The organism is Clostridium zhoujianii (assembly GCF_051590805.1).
In the GTDB taxonomy this organism is placed as follows: domain Bacteria; phylum Bacillota; class Clostridia; order Clostridiales; family Clostridiaceae; genus Clostridium.
The window spans coordinates 1,577,372-1,593,198 of the sequence record NZ_JBPUTF010000001.1 but is presented as its reverse complement, the minus strand read 5'-3'; the positions used below and the strand labels follow the sequence as shown (position 1 = coordinate 1,593,198).

Genomic DNA, 15,827 nt, shown 5'->3' with positions numbered 1-15,827 from the left:
TATCATTGAAAATACAAGTTCTATAAAAGTTTCAGTAACAAATTCTACCACCTATAATAGTGGAAGGTATAATTTATCTATTTATGATAGTGAAGGAAAATTAATTAGAAAATATACAGATAACTATGGAGACTTTGCATTAGCTAAAGGACAAAGAGCAGAGATTACTTTAGCAACGCCACTACCTGTTAAGTTTTATATACCCTCAGAAATAGTCAGTGATTCCCATGAACTTGAGGACGTAAATAAGGATGGTTTAGTAAACATACTTGATATCGCAATGGTATCTAATGCCTATAATACAATGACGGGAGAGAAAGGCTTTTTAAGTAACTGTGATTTAAACAAAGATGGTATTATTGATATATTTGATATAGTAAAAGTATCAAGTAAGGTTACAAGTTAATAAATTAAATCTACCTAATATGGATATTAGTATCCATACAAAATAGTATAGAACTTTTTAAGAGTGGATGATAAAATAAGAAGAAATACATCAAATTAAATTTTGAATTTTAAAAAGTGATTAAGTATTCAAAGAGGTGATGGGATGGAGATCTTTACAATAGGACATTCTAATTATCCTGTAGAAAAGTTAATAGAAATGCTAAAAGAGTTTCATATAGATTGTGTAGTGGATATTAGAGGGACACCATATTCAAAATATAATATTCAGTATAATAAAGAAACAATACAGTATACATTAAGAGCTGCTGGTTTTATATATATTTATATGGCTAAAGAGTTTGCAGCTAAAAGAGAAAACAAGGTATCATATAATAATGAGGGATATTCTGATTTTGAAAAAGTAATCAAAGAAGAGGATTTTTTGAATGGAATTAAGAGATTAAAGCTAGGTTGTAAAAAGGGTTATAAGATTGTTTTACTGGGCGCAATGCAAGATCCGATAAGATGCCATAGAAGTATACTGGTAGGTAGAGAACTAATAAATCATGGATTTGATGTTAAGCATATTTTAGATGATTATTCATTGGCTTCACAGAAGGATATAGATGAATATATTATTGATAAATACTATAGAGGCGGAGTTCAATTGTCTTTAGATAATTTAACTGGAAATATTTTATCAAGGAATGATATGATAAGAGAAGGATATAGAAAAGCTAATAGAGAAATTGGACATCGAATTGAGCATTTAGATGATTAAAAATATAAGATAAGAGTCGCTTTTTAGCGGCTCTTATTATTATCTAGAGAGAGGTTTTCATTTATGAGCTCCATAAATATATTTGGATTAACAATTCGTACTTTAGGATTCTCATTTAATTTAGATATTGCATAGTTTACATTATTTAAATCCTTAGTCCAAACATGGACATATACCATAGTATAAGCATCTTTATTTTTAATATCTGTACTACCTGAATTTATTCTATTTACCACATTATTTATTAGGTCATCTTCAGACTCTAGACCTTCCCAAAGCAAATCTCTACAAGATACGATAGGTTTATTATTAGACCATATAATATCGCCATTATAGTCATTATTTTTATTGAAATTTAAATAGAAAAGACCGTTAATATTATTATGACTAGTGTAGTTATCCCAAAGGTTAGTGTTATAAAATGATTCATCATCAATAACAATCACATATTTCTCATCTACCTTTTGCATGTAATTATTTAATTCTTTAGTGAAGGATTTTAATTTACCTTTAGGATATTTACTTGGGTAAATATAGCCATTACCAGATGGAGCAACAGAAAAGTAATCATTTTTAGCTGTATCATAATATTTATTAAAAATAGTAGGGGCCAAGTAATATATTGAAGGGCTTAGACTCCATCCAAGACTAAGATTATCCCTAAGCTTAGAACCAAACCACTTATCTGACGTGTAATTACTACCAAGGAGCCATTGTTGATTATCACCATCTGACATCATAAAAGTCAGGTAGTGAACGTCCTCCTCAGTAGGTATCATTTCGCTACTGCCTTGACATAATGGTATAGATGGAAAGGAACTAAGTACTGAAAGGTTATAAGACCAATCAGCTGCTATTATACTAACACCATATTTAGAGGCAACTGAAACATTAGTATGTTCATCTGGTCCCCAGCCTAGACAGATACCATTTTCATCAATAGAATTGAATATTCTTTTTCTTAAAGATACATCAGATATACTATCCTCATAAAATACTAAGGACTTAGTGAGTATAGAATAATCCCTAAGGGCATGCTCCTTATTTGGTGGTAACTGAATTACAGTTGAATGATTAAGACCTAAATTCCATAGATTCTCAAAGGCCCAATTTTCTTTTGTATTCCTACAATCACCTATTAGCTTTATTATTCCATGATTTTTAACTGAAGGTTCCAATGATGCATCAATAGCAATAGAATTTTTTAGTGAGGCTAGAGAACATGCATTGTTAATTGAAGGATCCATTGAGGAGTTAAGATTATATAGTACGTAACCATCTACATAGGATTTAAAGATATCAATTAGATCCCAGGGATTGTCAATATATTTATAATCTATATTGTACTTATCATTTAGATCATCTAACCATACTTTATAATCAGGTTCTGATTCATTAAGTGTGTAAATCTGATGATTTGATTTTGAGGCAACTAAGCCTTGGAGAGTTACAATCATAGTTCTTTCTGCTTTAGTCATATTTACATCTTTTATTATGTAAAGATAATTAGGTACTGTTGGATTTTTAATATAAGGATTAACTGAGGATGTTGTATTATTTCTTTCATAAGACAGATATCTTAAGAAGCTAGGGTTAAATACATTAATAGTGTTGGTACATTGAGGTATTAAATTTAAGGATAATAATATTGATAATACTAAGGTACAGTTTATAATAGATTTTTTCATTTATTTTCTCCTAGAATATAATATTTGACTTTAGTTTATTCAATTTTAAAAATAAAATCCTAATAAATGAGCTTTTAAATTATATTAATAGATACTAGATTATTATAAAAGTAAAGCTTTTAAGTATAATATACAGTTAAATATAAGCAATGGATTAGGATACTCAATAAGCAGTAGTTATTTACATAATTAGTAAGAAAGGATATAATAATACGATACATAAAAGTTACTAAATAGGATATGTATACTTGATAAATTTTATTTGTGAAAAGATATCAAAGTGAGTTATAAATTAAGGGGGATCTATTTATGTTTAAAGAAATGAGGAAAAATACAAGGAAAATACCTACGGAAGAGATAGTAAATGTATTAGAAAAAGGAGAGTATGGTGTACTTGCAACAGTTGGTGAAAATGGATATCCTTATTCATTACCAATAAGTTATGTTTATTTTAATGATGCAATATATTTTCATTGTGCAATAGAAGGTCAAAAGTTAGATAACATTAAATTTAATAGCAAGGTTTCATTCTCTATTGTTACAGATACTGAAGTAATACCAAACATGTTTACTACTAAATATAAAAGTGTTGTAGTATATGGAGAAGCTATTAATGCAGAGGGAGAAGAGAAAGAACAGGCTTTATTTGAATTAATAAAGAAATACTCTGAGAGTTTTATTAAAGAAGGCAAAGAATATATAGAAAAAGGTAAGGGGCGTACAAGTGTTATTAAAATAAATATTAATCATATTACAGGAAAAGGAAGATTATAGTATATATATATTGATATATCTTATTTCTAAAAAAATCCCTCACTAAAAAGTTAGTGAGGGATTTTTTTTACCATTCTCCAGGGTATGCAATAACATGAACTGTAACATTTCTTCGTCCAAATTGATAGCACTCTTCCTTAGAATTCATATATAAATCAATTTTCATACCAATAATGGCACCGCCTGTGTCAGCAGCAATAGCATATCCATAATTAGGAATAAATACCTTGCTACCTAGTGGAATTACACTCTTGTCAACAGCTACTGTACTTAACCCATCAGGATCTCTAACAGGAACGGTACCCATAGCAGTTATACCATGACCACTATAAGCAGTTGCTTCCATTATATAGGTTGCTTTATAATTACCATCAGTTACTGGTGGAGGGGTAGTAGGTTTTCCTAACCTTTCAATAAGCTCTTGAGCTTCTGAGATAGCTTCATTAACTTTATTTTTAACTGAATCCGTTGATATTTGAGGTAATAAGGACTTTAGTGTCATTATTGCTTCGTTTAACTGATTAACTGTTGGATTTGAAGAATATACTATTGAAATCTGATGATTTACAAGTTTTTCTTCATTTTCACGAATTGAGTTACTAATTTTATCTCTCTCCTTAGAAAGTTCAACCTTTTTTGTAGCAATTGTATTTTGTTTTTCTTGAACCAATAATAGACTTTCTTTAGTTTCTTTATTAAGGAGATCAAGAGCCTCTTTTTTAGCTTCTAGTGAAGTTACAGATGTATTAAGTGAATTAACCATTTCATTTGTTTCATCTATCAGTTTATTGTCAAAAGCTATAATAGTTTTTGTTGTATTTATTCTTGTAAATAAATCACTTAAACTATCTGATTCAAAAACATATAATAGCATATTGATACTTGATAAAGAGCCATTTTTATAGATCTCTCTAAGTCTACTAGAAAGAATTTTTTCATTTTCTTCTATCTCTTCTTCTAGGGTTTTAATTTTAATTTTAGTAGTTTCAATTTCTGATTCTACTTTAATTACCTCTTTTTCATTAGCTTGTACTTTTTCTTTTAATGTGTATATTTCATCGTCTAGTGCAGATATTTGATTATCTAATTCTTTTATTTCTGAAGATATTTGATTAAATTCTCCTTTGCTTTGATCTAAAGAATTAGTTGCAAAGGCTGGAATACTTATATTAAGAAATAGCGAAATAGATAATATAACTGCTGTTAATTTCTTTTTCATAATTTATCACCTTTTAATTACAGTCTTTTAAGCTATAATATCACAAAATACCTTAATTAACAAAAGTTATAATATTAAATTTCATTGGAAAGTTCTTCTTTTAATACTTTTTTAACTCCTTTTAAATAGGCTATTTTTCTTCCGTAAAGTGCTTCGTAAGGGAGTCCATATTTATCTTTAAAACATACATGACATTTGCTTTGATTTAAATTCACAAAGGCACCACATTTTTTACAAATCCACCCAGTCTTTTTTGAAATTAGTCCTTGAGTTTTAATTTCCACATCAGTGTTATATTTATTATCTAAATAAGTTTCAAGTTTTATTATATCATCTAAAATATTGGGATATATATTATTTGGAGGTATAGTTAATAAATCAAAAAGGAGAATTTCCCTATCATTAGAGGGAGCCTTTTCAAATTCTGCTAGTAGAATTGGATAATAAATTATCTCTAATAGGTTCATTAAATAAATGACCTTTTTATCCAAGGCATCAATAAATATGCTAATATAGTCTTCAGGGGAAGATAATTTGTAAAGATCTTTAAACATAATAATCTTCTTTTTAAGTTGTTTAGTTATATTAGATCCATTCTTTTTTATTAATTCTATTAGAACTCCAGAAACATGAGCAATACATTCTTTAGAGGATGATTGAATACTAGATTTCAAAGTGAATAGCGATGAATTTTCAAGATCATTAATAGTAAGATTTTCTAATGATATCATTGAAAGGTTTGAAATCTTATTACCTAGTCTGTCTCTTATTGACACATTTTCATATATTGAGTCATCTTCTTTAATCTTAACTGCAGTACCATAAGCAGATATCATAAACATACTGTAATTTGATCCAAATACAGGATTTATATTCACCCTAAAGCCCATAACCATATTCATATCAACTAATAGAGCCTTTTCTTTTATATCATTTATAGCTAACTCTTCTAACTCCTCTAGTTCAGATGTATATGTTTCAGATATACCACCTGCCCAATCTGTTATTGAAGCTGCAAAATCACTAAAAAGATTAGCTCCTATTACAAAACGAGTAGATATGTATCCATAAACCTCTTGAACATCATATTCTTTTAAATTTGTAGTTGTTGTAAGAATTACAGCATTATTCAAAATTAATCTCCTCCTTATAATCAAATCTAAATATTACCAATTAAACATAAGTATGAGTTATTTAAGTGTATTAGTCAAGAATCACCACTAAAATTATGGGTATGCTAGTAAAAATAAAGGACAGATTAGTAGGTATTATTTTGAATAATTAGTTTATAATTATAGGTGAACTTAGGATTATAAAGTGAAATAAGGAGTTAAGGTGCATAAGGTATGAAAATAATGACATTTAACTTAAGGTGTGATTTTATATTTGATTTTAAAAATAGGTGGGACAATAGAAAGGGAATAGCTTTTAACATATTAAAATCCTATAAATGCGACATTATAGGTTTACAAGAAGTAACAAATAAGATGTTTATTGATATTAAAAATAATATGGAAGACTACTATGTTATTGGGGATCCAAGAAGTAAAAGGCTCTTTGTAGAACGGAATGATATTTTAATATCTAAAAAGTATAAAGTAGTAGACTTTAAAACATTTTGGTTGTCAGAAAAGCCAGATAAAATTGGGAGTTCAAAATGGTACTCACTATTCCCTAGAATATGCACAACAGCAATAGTAGAAATTGAAGAGGGGAGTAAGGTAAGAATATGTAACACTCATTTAGACTGCCTCCTTCCAAATGGAAGAGAATATGGATTAAGAAAGGTTGTAGAGTATATTGAGATGGAACAGGAGAAGGAATATTTACCAATAATACTTATGGGAGATTTTAATGCTACTCCTGAAAGTAAGGTTATTAAGGAGTTTAAAGATGGTAAGTACTATGATAAGAAATTAATTGCAGCTCAGGAACATAATAAAGAGATATACAAACACACAACTATGAGTATGTTTAAAGGAAAAGAGAAGGGAATGCATATAGATTATATATTTGTATCAGAGGATATAGATATTAGTGAGGTTAAAATAATAAAGGATAACTTAAATGGTAAATATCCTTCAGACCATTACCCTTTAATGTGTGAAATAAATTTAAAGACTCTACATAATAGTTAATTAGGTAGAGTCTTTATTTATGGGATTTTCTTTAAACTATGCTTAGAGAAGTATCTAATAAATCGCTTGCTTCATTATTAGAAATATCTTTAATTAGACTTATCTCTTCAATAATAATCTTTCTAGTGCTATTTAGCATTTGGTTTTCGCTTGTATTCAATGTATGATTCATTTTTATGTGTGTAAGATCAGTAATTACCCCTATGTAATCTTCTAATGTTCCAGATTTGATTTTAGTAGTATTAGTTAGCATTCTTTCCTTGCAATTACTACTATTTAATTCATCTTCTTTTGTTGCATAATCATTAACGTTATTTAAGACATGATCTAAAGTTGTTGGATCACTAATTAATCTTATATTAGATATAGCAAGACGGCTAGATGGTAACATTAACTTAAGTGAATTATTTAATAAATGTATATTATAATACTTCTGCATTTCACCACGAAATTCTTTTTCTTCTATTACATCAACTACCCCTACACCTTGACTAGGGTAAAAAATCTTATCGCCTATATTAAACAAATAGAGCACCTCCAATAATTATATCTATAATAGTATAACACATATTGGGGTGATTAGCCAAATTTATTATTTTAGCATAATAGTTTTTTGGTGTCAATAATAAAAATAATTTTTTTGTTAAAATGTTTTCATTGTGATGTATTGGGAGTTATGTTGAAATATTAGTTAGAATTTTCATTAGTGGTAATGAAAAAAATGGTGGCGAAATAAATATCAATATGTTAGTATTTTTCAAGAATATAAAATAAGGCAGGTAAACTATGAATACAGAGATAAAATTAGAAGGATTAAATGGAATTGAAATATGGGAGAGGTTATATAATAAAGAGTTAAATACAAAAAAGAATGTATTGGATTATATTGAAATAACTAAAGTTCTTAAAAATGGCAATGCAACTAATGAACAGTTACAAGATACGTACACAATGATATATAAAGAAATTGAAAAAATGAGCTCTTCAGTAAAACCAAATACAATAATGTATTTAAAGAATCAGCTTAAGGGTGAATTAGGTAAACTTGTAGCAGATAAAGATCCAAAGGAAGTAAATCAATTTATAGAATTTTTTAAGGCTGCCTATCCATATAAGGAGAGAAAAAAAGATTTTACATGGACTCTTATGAATATAAATAAGATTACAAATGAACAAATTTGGACTACTCTAACATATATAAATTCATTATGTTTGAAAGGTGAGAAACTAAGTACTGAGCAAAAAGAAGATATAGTGAATATGATCAAGATATTAGTTGGAAAAAACCATTTGAAATATGTAAATAATGTTAAAAGCTTAGAGAAACTACTTACCATCCTAAATGTTAAAATAGTATCTGAGGGCAAGGAATTTAGATTAAAGAGAAGATAAGAAATAAAAGAAAATTTTGATTGGTAAGACTTATCAAAATAGTAAGAATCATAGGGAAGCTTTAGGCTTCTCTTTTTTTATTTTGGATATATAGAAAAAATTAGTAAAAATGGTTGATTTTTTTTAGTTTAATGTATAGAATGTATATATAAAGTCAAATTGATATTATCTATAAGAGAGTAAGTTGAGGTGAGAAAAGTGAGTAGTGGGGAAAAGGAGTTCTTTAGAGATTATAATGAAAAAGATTATGAAAGACCTAGTGTCACAAATGATATAATTATATTTACTACTGATGATAAGAAAGAAGATAATCGGCGTAAGGTTCCCAAAAAAGGGATGCAGGTATTATTAGTAAAAAGAGATGAATTTCCTGAACGTGGTAAGTGGTCAATTCCTGGAGGTTTTATAAATATAAAAGAAGGGCTTGAGGAAGGAGCAAAACGTAAGTTAAAAGAAAAGACTGGGATTGATGATGTATACACTGAACAATTATATACTTTTGGAGACGTCACTAGAGATGTGAGAACACGAGTAATAAGTATAGGAAATATTGCATTGCTGGAAAAAGATTGTATAAAGTACGTTGAGGTAGACTCTTTAAAGGAAAGTAAGTGGTTTTGGGTAGAAAAGTCTTTAATAATATCTAATAAGAATGATGAATATTTTGAGAATGAATATATCTTGAATCTTCAATCAGAAGATGGAGAAGAAGAAATAAAATATAATATCAAAGAGAAGATAGGAAGGAATATCCTAAGACGTAGAGAAATAAATTATTATTTATCGGAAGGAACTAAGGAATCTTTAGCATTTGATCATTATAAAATATTAGACTTTGCTATAGATAGAATAAGAAATAAAGTTGAATATACGCCAATAGCCTTTAATCTTCTCCCAAGACTATTTACTGTTAAAGAGTTACAAAATGTATATGAAGCAATAATGGGAAGAGAGATCTTAAACTTTAGGCGGAAAATGGGTGATATGATTATAGAAACTAATGAAAAAATTGAGGGTAAACCTTTTAGACCAGCTAAAGTTTTTAAGTTTAATGAGAATTGGGAGCATAGTTTTTAAGGAAAGAGAGGGTTCAATATGATATTTTTAAATGGCGAGAGAGTTGAGATTAAGGAGTTTCCTAATGGAGAATCATTAATAAGTAGTGAAAGTTTAAATATATTCAACGATATAAATGAAATAAAGGTGAAATTTGAGAGTGATAAGGATATTACCCATCTTATATTTATAAAGGGATATCTTGAAGAACTAAATCTAAAATGTAATTTAGTGATTCCATATATGCCTTATAGCAGAATGGATAGAACAGAGGGGATGACAGTATTCACATTAAAGTATCTATGCAAGCTTATAAATAATATGGATTTTGAAAATGTGACAGTTTATGAGCCTCATTCAGAGGTTACAATAGCGTTACTAGATAGAGTAAAAACAGTTAATATGTCTAAAAAACTAACTGAAAAACTTTTAAAAGAAATTAAAGATGAAAGTGTATATATTGTATATCCAGATGCTGGTGCTGCAAAGAGATATGGGAAGCAAATTAATTATAAAAAAGTCCTTACAGCAAATAAAGAAAGGGATTTTAAAACTGGCTATATAAAAAAACTTGATATAAACGGAGAGGTAGAAGGCGAATTTACAGCAGTTATTGTAGATGATCTATGTTCAAGAGGCGGTACATTTGTATTAACAGCTGAAAAGCTTAAAGAAATAGGAGCTAAAAACATTTATCTTATAGTAACTCATTGTGAAGATACTATATTTGAAGGGGATATACTAAAAACTAATCTCATTAATAAGGTTTATACGACAAATAGTATCCTAAGTAAAGAACATGAAAAAATAGTAATTAAGAGTATTTAAGGGGGATTTATAAATGAGTAAATTATTAGTAGTTGTTGACTATCAAAATGACTTTGTAGATGGGGCATTAGGCTTTAAGAAAGCAGAAACATTAGAAGAAAAAATATATAATAAGGTGAAGTCATATTTGGAAAATGGAGATAAAGTACTATTCACTTATGACACTCATTTTGAGGATTATTTAGAAACTAGAGAGGGGAAAAATCTTCCAGTTAACCATTGTATTAAAGGAACAGAAGGTCATAGATTATATGGAAGATTAAAGGAGTTCCAAGGAGCTAAGAATACTCTTCATTATGATAAAGAAGCCTTTGGGATAGCGCCAAAAGATATGATTAATATAAGTAAAGAACTAGGTGAGGTTACTGATATTGAATTTACAGGTGTAGTTACTAATATGTGTGTTATAAGTAATGTGGTAACATTCCAATCCCAATATATAAATGCAAATATTACTGTGGATGGAAGTCTTTGTGCTAGTTTTGATGATAAGTTACACGAAAAAGCATTGGATTTAATTGAATCACTTCAAGTAAAAGTAATGAATAGAGGTGAGATATAGGTGATAAACCCATTATTACTGACAGATTTCTACAAAACAATACATCATATGTGTTATGCACCAGGTATGACAAAATTAGTTAGTTATTGGACACCTAGAATGTCTCGTAAGGAAAATATGAATAAGGTTGTTATGTTTGGTCTTCAACCTTTTTTAAAGAAGTATCTAATTGAATACTTCAATGAGAATTTTTTTAAAAGAGATAAGTCAGATATAATAAATGAATATAAAAGAGTAATATCAAAAACATTAGGAGATATGGCAGCTGATGCTACTCATATAGCAGCTCTTCATGACTTAGGATATCTGCCAATAGAGATTAAGGCAATAGAAGAGGGGACAAGAGTTAATATTAAGACTCCAATGATAGAAATAACAAATACCCATGATGAGTTTGCTTGGCTTGTTAATTATTTAGAAACTTTTATGAGCTGCAATATATGGCAGCCAATGACAAGTGCAACTATAGCCTATAGATATAGAGAAATAGTAGAAAAATATTTTGATTTAACTGTAGTAAATGGTGATATTACAAAAGCCTGCGGAGATTTTAGTATGAGGGGATTTAGTTCAATTGAAAGTGCAGAGGTAAGTAGTGCTGGACATTTATTATCTTTTACTGGTACAGCTACAATAGCGTCAATATTATATTTAGAGCAATATTATAACTGCAGTATAGATGATGAAATAGTGGGATTAGGTACACCATCAACAGAGCATAGTGTAATGTGTAGCTATGGTACAGATGAATATAGTGCATATAAAAGATTAGTAACTGAAATATTTCCAAATGGAATATTAAGTATAGTTTCTGATACCTATGATTACTGGAATCTTATAACTAATATTTTACCAAGGCTAAAGGAAGATATCATGAATAGAGAGGGTAAGATTGTTATTAGAGGGGATAGTGGTGACCCAGTTAAGATAATCTGTGGTGATAAGGATGCAGAAAAGGATTCGCCAGAATATAAAGGTACTGTAGAATTACTATGGGATCTATTCGGTGGAGAAATTAACGAAAAAGGATATAAGGTTTTAGATAGTCATATAGGAACAATATATGGAGATAGCATTACTGTAGAAAGATGTGAGGCAATATGTGAAGAACTTATGTCGAAGGGATTTTCAGTTAGTAACTGTGTATTTGGAATTGGGTCATACACATATCAGTACAATACTAGAGATACTTTTGGATTTGCACTTAAAGCAACACATGCTGTTATTAATGGTGAAGAGAAGTTTATATTTAAAGATCCTAAAACAGATACAGGTAACTTTAAAAAATCCCAAAAAGGAATGTGCTATGTCTATGAAAAAAATGGAGATATACTCTATCAAGATGAGTTAACTATAGAGGAACAGAAAATGAAGAGTGATAACTTATTAAAATCAGTTTTTAGGGATGGCTCCTTACTAAGAGATTACTCTTTAAGTGAAATCAGAAGTAGACTTCACGATAAATTTTAATATGAGGTGATAAAATGAGAAAAGGATTTAATGCAAAGAAAGAAGCAGAAAATATAATTAAGTGGATAAAGGAATACTTTAATAATCAGCCAGGGGCAAAGGGAGCTGTAATTGGAATTAGTGGCGGAAAGGACAGTACTGTAGTTTCAAAGTTACTTGTTGAAGCATTAGGAAGAGAAAATGTATTTGGAGTTTTAATGCCAAATGGAGAGCAGAAGGATATTGAGGACAGTATAAGGGTAGTAGAAAATTTGAAAATTAACTATAAGATAGTTAATATAGAACAGGCCTATAAAGGGATATTAGCCGGTATAAATGAAGAGTTATCAAATCAAGCTAAGGTAAATATACCACCAAGACTAAGAATGACAACTGTTTATGCAATAGCTGCAACAATGGATTATAGAGTGGCAGGTACTGGGAATAAATCAGAAGGATATGTAGGATATACAACTAAATGGGGGGATAGTGCATATGACTTCAACCCTATAGGAGACCTAACTACAGAAGAGGTAGTAGCTGTTGGTGATGCCTTAGGATTACCATATGAATTAGTTCATAAAGCACCAAGTGATGGACTTACAGGAAAGACAGATGAGGATAACTTAGGATTTACTTATAAACAGGTAAATCAAGTTATTGAAAATGGAAGTTGTGGGAATACAGATATTGATAAAAAAATAAAGAGAAAATATCAATATAATCAGCATAAGAGAGAGATGCCTATAAAGTATTTAGTAGAGCAAAAGTAATAAATATTTATTTAGAAAATAAAGTGATTTCCTTCAGTTTATGAATATATATAGATATAAAGAAATAAATTGGAGGATACTATGAAAAATAACTATGGAAAATTAAGTGTTGGCGATATTCTGAGTAAGGGATTTATTTGTGTAAAAGATAATCTTCAGGATATTCTAATATTATGTGCAGTTTTTATGCTCCCAGTAATTATTTTATCATTAATAACAGTTAGTTCTTTTGTAAATATCGATGTGGCTAGTCTTATGAGGGGAAATATTCCTAAATTTACTGTAAGTGGTATTGCAGTATTAGGTAGTATTTTAAATTCAATTTTAAGTTTTATTCTTAGTGCTCTTGGAAGTGGAGCAGTAATACATCTACTTGTAGAAAGAGAAGGTGGCAATAATGTAACTTGGAGAGAAGCAGCATCCTTTGCATGGGAAAAGAAGGTGTCATTAATTCTAATACAACTCTTATTGGGAGTAGTTATTTTTGTACTAGGAGTATTATTATTAATATTAGGATTGATGATTACTTTACTAACAGTTGGCTTAGGGGTAATATTACTTATTCCAGTAATTTTAATATTTATTGCTTTAGTAACTTCTATCCAACCATTATATATTAGTACTTTGGTGAAGAAGGATGTTGAAGTGATGGAGGCCTTTTCCATAACTAATGGGATGTTGAAGAACAATTTTATAAAGTTACTTGCTGTTGGAGCTTTAGCAATGTTAATATCAGCTGTAATAAGTACTATAAGTTTTATACCTTTCTTAGGAAGCATAGTTATATCTATATCAGGATTTATTTTAAAATCCTTTGTCAATGCTTGTAATAATATCATAGTAGAAGAAGGGTTACCAGAGTTTAATTTAGACTTTTTAGAAGATGGAAATATGTTAGATAGAGATGATGATAACAAAATCTAGTGAAGTTAAACTTACTATGTGTTTTTTATGTTATATAAGAGTATAAAGGTTATGATTAATACTCATAGATAAATTCTATGAGTATTTTTTATGAAAAAGAAAAGTAATTGATAATATTTATTAATTAGAAAAAATGTTGTATAATATAAAAAAGAAAAATAATATCTATGTAGGGTTTGATAATAAGAGGACATAGTATATTAACTAAGGAGAAAAAAATGGAAATTAAGTCAATGTCTCAAAGGGAAGCAAAAAAAGTTTTAGATAAAGGTGAAGCAATTCTTTTAGATGTAAGAACAAAAGAAGAATATGAAGAAGTACATATAAAAAATAGTAAGCTGATTCCATTAAGAGAATTAGAAGACATGTTGGAGACAGAATTACCAGATAAAGAAAAAATTATTTTAGTATACTGTAGAAGTGGACATAGAAGCCATGTAGCAGCTGAAATACTAAATGATTTTGGATATAAAGATGTTTATAATATAGGTGGTATACAGAGTTGGCCTTTTGAAGTAATAAAAAAATAGTGTATAAAAAGAGTTAAACATGTCCATAATTCCAATAGATAGGCTTAATTAGGAGGAATTATGGAGAATTTATTTAATAATGAATCAGATGGGATGTATGGACCTGACTTAGTTGAATATAAAAGTCAGGATGGATATAAGGAGTTTTATTTTGAGCCATTAGATGTAACCTTAGAGGACATTATGATCGAAAATAAGGTTCCCCAAAAAAAGTGGATAGAAATTATTATTAGGTCAGTGAAACGAAAAAGGGAGTCTCTAGAGGAATTATCAAGAGAAGAGTATCAGAGGATAGTTAATGATTACTATAGGCAAAGAGATAAAAAACATGAGATATATATTAGAGAAAAAATAAATTATTTTGAATCAAATAAGATTAATAGATATCTAAATGATTAATATAGTTAAATACATCAAAAATTAAAATATATAACTAGAAAAGATTTATTTAAGTATAGCAAAATGCTATACTTTTTTTATGTATACAAATAATATTAATGAGGTGGAACTATGGAAAAAATATTCTCGATTGGAGAGATGGCAAAGCTTCATGGAATATCAACACAAAAATTAAGATTTTATGATAAAATCGGATTATTTTCTCCGGAAATTATAAATAAAGATAATGGGTATAGGTATTATAGAGAGAATCAATTTCTAGAGTTAGATATGATACTTTTATTAACTAAGATAAATAAAAGTTTAGAAGAAATTAAAGAATACAGGAAAAACAGAGATATTGAAACAATGAGAAATCTTTTAAGGGAAGCCAGTAATAAGATAGATTCTGAAATTATACGATTAAATCAAATAAAGAAGGTTACAGAATTTCAACTTAATTTATTATCAGAGTATGATAAATACAATAAAGAAGGTAAATATAAAATAGTCTACGAAAAAAGAAGATATAAATTAAAGATGGAAAAAAAAGAATCATATCAAAAGGGAATTAAAGAGGTTTTAAGAAAAGTAGGCGAGGTAGAGTTATTGTTTTATGGAATTCCTGGATACTGTATAAGAAATAAAAGAAAAGAGCCTAGTGATTGTAAATATGAAAATCATCTAATTATGCTTTCAGAAGAAAATATTTTCTCAGAAGTAGGCGCAACAGAGATAGAACATGGAGAATATGCAACAATTGAGTTTAAAGGAAAGGTCAATGATATAGAAGAAGAATATAATAAGCTACTTATGTGGATTAATAAAAATGGATATATAGAAAAAGGAGATGGTTTTTTATTATATACAATTGATGGTGCTTATACAAAAAATGAAGATGAGTATTTAACGAAATTACAAGTTAAAATTGAAAAACCTTGACCTTAT

General features: G+C 28.6%; 18 protein-coding genes. 14 read left to right on the top strand and 4 right to left on the bottom strand.

What is annotated here, in order from left to right:
- The first annotated feature begins 1 nt into the window (after position 1).
- A complete protein-coding gene (locus ACSYT2_RS07490) occupies positions 2-406 on the top strand; it encodes a dockerin type I domain-containing protein (RefSeq protein WP_438385008.1) in 405 nt (134 codons plus the stop codon).
- Between the two features lie 144 nt (positions 407-550).
- A complete protein-coding gene (locus ACSYT2_RS07485; protein WP_430856563.1) occupies positions 551-1,168 on the top strand; it encodes a DUF488 domain-containing protein in 618 nt (205 codons plus the stop codon).
- Positions 1,169-1,191: 23 nt separating this feature from the next.
- Here ACSYT2_RS07485 and ACSYT2_RS07480 read toward each other — a convergent pair whose 3' ends face one another.
- Positions 1,192-2,856, bottom strand: a complete 1,665-nt coding sequence (locus tag ACSYT2_RS07480; RefSeq protein WP_430856562.1) for a GxGYxYP domain-containing protein — start codon at positions 2,854-2,856, stop codon at positions 1,192-1,194.
- 309 nt (positions 2,857-3,165) lie between these two features.
- On the opposite strand from ACSYT2_RS07480, the gene ACSYT2_RS07475 reads away from it, so the two are divergent.
- Positions 3,166-3,630 carry a pyridoxamine 5'-phosphate oxidase family protein gene (locus tag ACSYT2_RS07475; RefSeq protein ID WP_430856561.1) on the top strand — a complete coding sequence of 155 codons (465 nt, stop codon included), beginning with the start codon at positions 3,166-3,168 and terminating at the stop codon, positions 3,628-3,630.
- Positions 3,631-3,697: 67 nt separating this feature from the next.
- Here the strand turns inward: ACSYT2_RS07475 and ACSYT2_RS07470 are convergent, their stop codons facing one another.
- On the bottom strand, positions 3,698-4,849 hold the full coding sequence (locus ACSYT2_RS07470) for a 3D domain-containing protein (protein WP_430856560.1): 1,152 nt from the start codon (positions 4,847-4,849) through the stop codon (positions 3,698-3,700).
- A 74-nt stretch (positions 4,850-4,923) separates the two neighbouring features.
- Entirely contained in the window at positions 4,924-5,982 is a 1,059-nt protein-coding gene (locus tag ACSYT2_RS07465; RefSeq protein ID WP_430856559.1) for a YbjQ family protein, read from the bottom strand.
- Between the two features lie 213 nt (positions 5,983-6,195).
- Between ACSYT2_RS07465 and ACSYT2_RS07460 the strand changes: the two genes are divergently transcribed.
- The gene (locus ACSYT2_RS07460; RefSeq protein ID WP_430856558.1) at positions 6,196-6,987 is read left to right on the top strand and encodes an endonuclease/exonuclease/phosphatase family protein; all 792 of its coding nucleotides are present in this window, start codon (positions 6,196-6,198) and stop codon (positions 6,985-6,987) included.
- A 31-nt stretch (positions 6,988-7,018) separates the two neighbouring features.
- Here ACSYT2_RS07460 and ACSYT2_RS07455 read toward each other — a convergent pair whose 3' ends face one another.
- Positions 7,019-7,522, bottom strand: a complete 504-nt coding sequence (locus tag ACSYT2_RS07455) for a CarD family transcriptional regulator (protein WP_430856557.1) — start codon at positions 7,520-7,522, stop codon at positions 7,019-7,021.
- Between the two features lie 251 nt (positions 7,523-7,773).
- Between ACSYT2_RS07455 and ACSYT2_RS07450 the strand changes: the two genes are divergently transcribed.
- The 10 genes from ACSYT2_RS07450 to ACSYT2_RS07405 all read left to right on the top strand — a co-directional run bounded on the left by ACSYT2_RS07450 (position 7,774) and on the right by ACSYT2_RS07405 (position 15,821).
- A complete protein-coding gene (locus ACSYT2_RS07450; protein WP_430856556.1) occupies positions 7,774-8,379 on the top strand; it encodes a hypothetical protein in 606 nt (201 codons plus the stop codon).
- Between the two features lie 189 nt (positions 8,380-8,568).
- Positions 8,569-9,456 carry an NrtR DNA-binding winged helix domain-containing protein gene (locus ACSYT2_RS07445; protein WP_438384374.1) on the top strand — a complete coding sequence of 296 codons (888 nt, stop codon included), beginning with the start codon at positions 8,569-8,571 and terminating at the stop codon, positions 9,454-9,456.
- 18 nt (positions 9,457-9,474) lie between these two features.
- Positions 9,475-10,263 (top strand): ribose-phosphate diphosphokinase, encoded by a 789-nt coding sequence (prs, locus tag ACSYT2_RS07440; protein WP_430856554.1) that lies wholly within the window; start codon positions 9,475-9,477, stop codon positions 10,261-10,263.
- Positions 10,264-10,276: 13 nt separating this feature from the next.
- Entirely contained in the window at positions 10,277-10,825 is a 549-nt protein-coding gene (locus ACSYT2_RS07435; protein ID WP_430856553.1) for a cysteine hydrolase family protein, read from the top strand.
- A complete protein-coding gene (locus ACSYT2_RS07430; RefSeq protein WP_430856552.1) occupies positions 10,826-12,295 on the top strand; it encodes a nicotinate phosphoribosyltransferase in 1,470 nt (489 codons plus the stop codon).
- Positions 12,296-12,309: 14 nt separating this feature from the next.
- On the top strand, positions 12,310-13,047 hold the full coding sequence (gene nadE, locus ACSYT2_RS07425) for an NAD(+) synthase (RefSeq protein WP_438384371.1): 738 nt from the start codon (positions 12,310-12,312) through the stop codon (positions 13,045-13,047).
- Between the two features lie 81 nt (positions 13,048-13,128).
- Positions 13,129-13,971 carry a hypothetical protein gene (locus ACSYT2_RS07420; protein WP_430856549.1) on the top strand — a complete coding sequence of 281 codons (843 nt, stop codon included), beginning with the start codon at positions 13,129-13,131 and terminating at the stop codon, positions 13,969-13,971.
- Positions 13,972-14,189: 218 nt separating this feature from the next.
- Positions 14,190-14,501, top strand: coding sequence for a rhodanese-like domain-containing protein (locus ACSYT2_RS07415; protein WP_430856548.1), 312 nt, complete (start codon positions 14,190-14,192; stop codon positions 14,499-14,501).
- Positions 14,502-14,561: 60 nt separating this feature from the next.
- Complete coding sequence (locus ACSYT2_RS07410) at positions 14,562-14,900, top strand: hypothetical protein (protein ID WP_430856547.1); 339 nt, start codon at positions 14,562-14,564, stop codon at positions 14,898-14,900.
- 111 nt (positions 14,901-15,011) lie between these two features.
- A complete protein-coding gene (locus tag ACSYT2_RS07405) occupies positions 15,012-15,821 on the top strand; it encodes a MerR family transcriptional regulator (RefSeq protein WP_430856546.1) in 810 nt (269 codons plus the stop codon).
- The last annotated feature ends 6 nt before the right edge of the window (positions 15,822-15,827 follow it).

Bases quoted from the DNA above. Each gene is read 5' to 3' on its own strand.
- ACSYT2_RS07480 (WP_430856562.1), bottom strand. From the start codon at position 2,856: ATGAAAAAATCTATTATAAACTGTACCTTAGTATTATCAATATTATTA.
- prs (WP_430856554.1), top strand. From the start codon at position 9,475: ATGATATTTTTAAATGGCGAGAGAGTTGAGATTAAGGAGTTTCCTAAT.
- ACSYT2_RS07415 (WP_430856548.1), top strand. From the start codon at position 14,190: ATGGAAATTAAGTCAATGTCTCAAAGGGAAGCAAAAAAAGTTTTAGAT.
- ACSYT2_RS07405 (WP_430856546.1), top strand. From the start codon at position 15,012: ATGGAAAAAATATTCTCGATTGGAGAGATGGCAAAGCTTCATGGAATA.
- nadE (WP_438384371.1), top strand. From the start codon at position 12,310: ATGAGAAAAGGATTTAATGCAAAGAAAGAAGCAGAAAATATAATTAAG.
- ACSYT2_RS07450 (WP_430856556.1), top strand. From the start codon at position 7,774: ATGAATACAGAGATAAAATTAGAAGGATTAAATGGAATTGAAATATGG.
- ACSYT2_RS07475 (WP_430856561.1), top strand. From the start codon at position 3,166: ATGTTTAAAGAAATGAGGAAAAATACAAGGAAAATACCTACGGAAGAG.
- ACSYT2_RS07410 (WP_430856547.1), top strand. From the start codon at position 14,562: ATGGAGAATTTATTTAATAATGAATCAGATGGGATGTATGGACCTGAC.
- ACSYT2_RS07420 (WP_430856549.1), top strand. From the start codon at position 13,129: ATGAAAAATAACTATGGAAAATTAAGTGTTGGCGATATTCTGAGTAAG.
- ACSYT2_RS07435 (WP_430856553.1), top strand. From the start codon at position 10,277: ATGAGTAAATTATTAGTAGTTGTTGACTATCAAAATGACTTTGTAGAT.
- ACSYT2_RS07470 (WP_430856560.1), bottom strand. From the start codon at position 4,849: ATGAAAAAGAAATTAACAGCAGTTATATTATCTATTTCGCTATTTCTT.
- ACSYT2_RS07460 (WP_430856558.1), top strand. From the start codon at position 6,196: ATGAAAATAATGACATTTAACTTAAGGTGTGATTTTATATTTGATTTT.
- ACSYT2_RS07485 (WP_430856563.1), top strand. From the start codon at position 551: ATGGAGATCTTTACAATAGGACATTCTAATTATCCTGTAGAAAAGTTA.